Genomic DNA, 4279 nt, shown 5'->3' on the forward strand with positions numbered 1-4279 from the left:
GGTTTTGTTCTGAATGTTCTCTTGAACTTCAAGGCTTAACCAAAAGCCTTTGTTCTTAGAATTTTCAGGGTTTTACATACTGTTCAGTTTTCAAGGTTCTTTGTTGTTGTCTCATTGACAGCTCATTTATATTACCACAATCAGTTATCTTTGTCAACAACTTTTTTATTTTATTTTTAATCTTTCTCAGAAATCCGTTTGCGTTTCCGCTCTTATTTCCTCGATTGATTTGCCCTTGTCTCAAGGACGTATGTTATGATACCAGAGTTTCCAAGGATTGTCAACAATTTTTCTATATTTGTTATTCTTTTTATTTTGTTGTGATTTTTTAGAATATTCTAACCATTTGAAGTCTATGCATCTATTTCCCCTAATCCCAGAAATGGCATCGAATCAAAAGAATCCGATGCCATTTCCATCCATTCATAAATACAGCTTTCACTTTCCATCTACACTCTCATTTATATCTATTACCTATTCCTATACTACCTTCTCTACAAATGATACTCAATCAATTTAACTGCCAGGCTGACACCGCCGCAGACCCACATCACAAGAATTGGGTTCAGTTTCCATTTGCGGAGCGCTATAAAAGCTGCCGAAAAAAGAACCAGACTGCCCCACTGGATCACCCTCTCCCCATTTACCTCTGGAAGAACTGCTGCCAGTAGCATCGAAAGTCCGGCACCTGCGATCAGCGCCACTACCGCTGGGCGAAGACTGCCTAAAATATTTCCCATCGCAGAGCCGCCGCGGTAACGCCGATATATGTATGCCAGTACCGATACAATGATACAAGATGGGAAAATACATCCCCAGGTTGCCGCAACCGCCCCCGGAAGTCCCGCTATCCGAATTCCGACAAAGGTTGCTGAATTGACCGCAATCGGTCCCGGCGTCATTTCCGCGATCGTGATAAGATTCGTAAACTCCGTCATCGTGATCCATCCCTGTCGTTCCACAATCAGGCTCTGTACCAGTGGAATCGCCGCGTAGCCGCCGCCCACGCTGAAAAGCCCTATCTGCAGAAAGCTCAAAAATAATTGTATATAGATCATATCTATTCTCCCCCTCTATACCGCACCGGTCGTCTGCTCACGTTTTCTCATCCAGATAAATCGAATCGTTCCCGCCAGAATACCCGCCGCAATGATATAGATTACATTCACATCCAGCACAAAATCAGCCAGGAACGCAATTACCATGATTGCAATTGAATACAGCTTTTTTTCCTTCAGAACATTCACTCCCAGCCCACAGGAAACATCCAGAATCACAGCCGCCACGCCGACTCGCATTCCCTCTAGTGCTGCTGCCACCCAGACGTTCGACGCAAACGCGGCGTAACAGACGGATAAAACCGCCAGAATCGCCATCGGCGGAAGAATCGTTCCGATGACTGCCACCACCATTCCGGCAAACCCATATACTTTCCAACCAACCAAAATTGCCCCATTTACCGCAATCGCGCCCGGACAGGACTGTGCCAGTGCGGTAAAATCAAGCATTTCCTGTTCATCAATCCAGTGAAGCTCATCCACGAAACATTTCTTCATAAATGTCACAATGACAAAACCGCCCCCGAATGTAAATGCGCTGATATAAAGTGTTTTTAAAAATAAAACCAGCAGTTGATGCTTCTGTTTCATCTGCCATTCCCCCTTTTTCTATTTTATCTTTTGTCTCTCCCAGTTCTCCTTCACGCAAAACAACATTCCTTTTTCTGTGCCCATTATAACACTTGCCAATTCATTTTAAAATTACTATAATTTATATATAGTTCTTATTAAAATATCTATGATTCTCTATAAAAGCAACGCCGTCAAAAATAATATTTCTGACGGCAGGAAAAAAGTAGGACAAACATACAAATACGAATGTTTCCCACTCCTTATGAAACATTCAGGAAAGGAGTTTTCATGACACTGCGGCATTTCCGAATTTTTATCGAAGTAGCATCCGCCGGAAGCATCACACAGGCGGCGCGCAATCTCTACCTGACGCAGCCAACCGTCAGCACCGCCGTCCGGGAGCTCGAAGAACACTACGGAACATTATTTTTCGACCGGATCAACCAGCGTCTGCGAATTACCGGCGAAGGGCGGCGTTTTCTCGACTATGCACGCCATTTTATCCAGATGTACGATGAAATGGAACTGGCATTTTCCAATTCCGGAATCAGCGGAGTTCTCCGCATCGGTGCCAGCACCAACGTGGGGATTTCCTATCTACCACGTTTCATGCAGCTATTTCAAGAGACATATCCCAGGTGCACACGCAGGTCCATATACAGACGACCGCACAGACGGAAGCCATGCTCTTAAATGGGGCGCTAGATCTTGCAATCGTCGGCGGAACCATCCGCTCCGAACAGATTGCCCTGACTCCCCTGTTTCAGGAACACTACACCGCCATCTGCGCGCCGGGACACCCGATGGCAGGAAAAACCGTTTCCATCAATACATTTATGAAACAACCGCTGCTCTTCCGCGAAGTCGGCAGCACCTCCTATGAAGTATTTCAAAATGCCATCCGCCAGACCGGCTGTGAGGTCACCCCTGCCTGGGAAAGTACCTCACAAGAGGCCATTCTCGAAGCCGTCCGCCTGGGGCTTGGCGTCACAATTCTGCCAAGCACTATGCTCGAAGCTGAGCTGAGACTCAGTACCATTTCCCGGATCTATTTTTCGGATTTTTCTTTTCAAAATACCGTTCATCTGGCGTGGCATCAGAGCAAGTTTCTGTCTCCTGTCATGCAGGATTTTATCCAAATGGCGCGTGAACTTTTGCCATCCAACCATATTTCCGCTCAAAATCCCCCGGGAATCTCCCCTCATACACAGCCTTTTCCTGTGATGGATGCATGACGGTTCCAGTAACTTCCGTATGAGACGGTTCGCGATTATCAGGTCATCATTATCCATATGACCTGATACGACGCTGAGGTTATCTGGGATTGGTTGCGAATACGTACGTATGATTAAAAATAATTTCTTCCTGTAATATACTTTTAGGTATAGGTATACCTATATTTCAAAAGATTACTGGAACTTGCCCGACGGGCAGCGTGCAGAGCTGATCGACGGGCAAGTTTATAATATGGCACCTCCGAGCCGGATTCATCAGGAAATTTCCTACCAGATTTCCCGACTTCTAGGAAATTATATCGAGTCCAACGGCGGAAAATGCCGCGTTTATCCGCCTCCTTTCGCCGTCAATCTGGATGCGGATGATAAAGATTGGGTTGAGCCTGATATCTCTCTTATCTGTGATCCGAATAAATTGACCGACCGCGGCTGTTCCGGCGCTCCCGCTCGCATTTTCGAAATCGTATCTCCATCCAGCCGGCGCATGGACTACCTTATCAAAAATGCTCTGACTCCCTTAAACTTACCGAATAAAATTCGTCGCCGTCCGCTCCTCCTGTTCCGGAAGACCATATTCTTTCTTGCCAAGCTCGATGGACTTCATAAGAAATGTCATATTCTTTGCAAGCATCCGCATCGTCTGCTTGCCTTCCTCATCCATCTCTGCCTCCCCTTTCTCACAGCCGTGAATACTGTTCCAGTATCTGCTGGATGCGATCGGCATATTGCTGATGGTAAAAAATTTGTTCAATTCATCAAAAGTCGCTGAGCAGCCGCCTCTGCGTGCACAGACTACACTGGCACCCACCTTCATTCTCTTATCAAAGGACGTGCTGTAAAACAAGCGGTCAAGACAGGCAATCAGCGTCGCATTAGCCGATGCATAGTAGACCGGACTGGCAATCACCAGACCATCCGCCGCCTCAAAGAGAGGTGCCAGCTCATTTACGATATCATCAAACACACATTTTCCAATTTCGCTGCACTGGTTACAGGCAATACAGCCCCGGATATCTTTATTTCCAATCTGTATGGTTGTTACCTCTACCCCACTATTTCGAAATACATTCTCCATTTCCCGGATGGCAATGGATGTGTTGCCGTTCACACGTGGACTTCCGTTTAGAATTAATACTTTGCTCATTTGGTTTCCTCCTTTTATTCTACGATACATTTATTCCAACAAATTGCTTTTAAACAGTCTGTAAGCGTATATATTGTCTTCAGGTGTCTACAACTGTCTACATAAAAATGAAAATGCAAAAAAGCGGAAACCCTGATGAATCAAAGCTTCCGCAATAATAAAAAAGAGCGCGAGACGGGACTCGAACCCGCGGCCTCGACCTTGGCAAGGTCGCGCTCCACCAACTGAGCCACTCGCGCATATTTGTAAGAATCGGGGTGACAGGATTC

5 protein-coding genes, 1 tRNA gene and 1 pseudogene are annotated in these 4279 nt (G+C 45.9%); 3 read left to right on the forward strand and 4 right to left on the reverse strand.

Going from position 1 to position 4279, the window contains the following annotated elements:
* Window positions 1-494 precede the first annotated feature (494 nt).
* Window positions 495-1058, reverse strand: coding sequence for a chromate transporter (locus DW085_RS18505; RefSeq protein ID WP_118494319.1), 564 nt, complete (start codon window positions 1056-1058; stop codon window positions 495-497).
* Window positions 1059-1073: 15 nt separating this feature from the next.
* Window positions 1074-1649: a chromate transporter gene (locus DW085_RS18510; protein WP_118494322.1), complete on the reverse strand. Its 576-nt coding sequence runs from the start codon at window positions 1647-1649 to the stop codon at window positions 1074-1076.
* A 270-nt stretch (window positions 1650-1919) separates the two neighbouring features.
* On the opposite strand from DW085_RS18510, the gene DW085_RS18515 reads away from it, so the two are divergent.
* The 3 genes and pseudogenes from DW085_RS18515 to DW085_RS18525 form a co-directional block, all read left to right on the forward strand.
* Window positions 1920-2324, forward strand: coding sequence for a LysR family transcriptional regulator (locus tag DW085_RS18515; RefSeq protein WP_182427386.1), 405 nt, complete (start codon window positions 1920-1922; stop codon window positions 2322-2324).
* The gene (locus DW085_RS18520) at window positions 2315-2866 is read left to right on the forward strand and encodes a substrate-binding domain-containing protein (RefSeq protein ID WP_243034092.1); all 552 of its coding nucleotides are present in this window, start codon (window positions 2315-2317) and stop codon (window positions 2864-2866) included. Before DW085_RS18515 ends, DW085_RS18520 begins: the two co-directional genes overlap by 10 nt.
* A 184-nt stretch (window positions 2867-3050) precedes the next feature.
* Window positions 3051-3359 (forward strand): annotated as a pseudogene (locus DW085_RS18525) (Uma2 family endonuclease); the annotation flags it as partial.
* A gap of 30 nt (window positions 3360-3389) precedes the next feature.
* Here DW085_RS18525 and DW085_RS18530 read toward each other — a convergent pair.
* The gene (locus DW085_RS18530; RefSeq protein ID WP_118494331.1) at window positions 3390-4010 is read right to left on the reverse strand and encodes a flavodoxin family protein; all 621 of its coding nucleotides are present in this window, start codon (window positions 4008-4010) and stop codon (window positions 3390-3392) included.
* Window positions 4011-4176: 166 nt separating this feature from the next.
* Window positions 4177-4249: transfer RNA gene (locus DW085_RS18535), tRNA-Gly, on the reverse strand.
* Window positions 4250-4279 lie beyond the last annotated feature (30 nt).

Origin of the sequence: Clostridium sp. AF50-3, from assembly GCF_003477445.1 — a bacterium.
GTDB lineage: Bacteria > Bacillota > Clostridia > Lachnospirales > Lachnospiraceae > Otoolea > Otoolea fessa.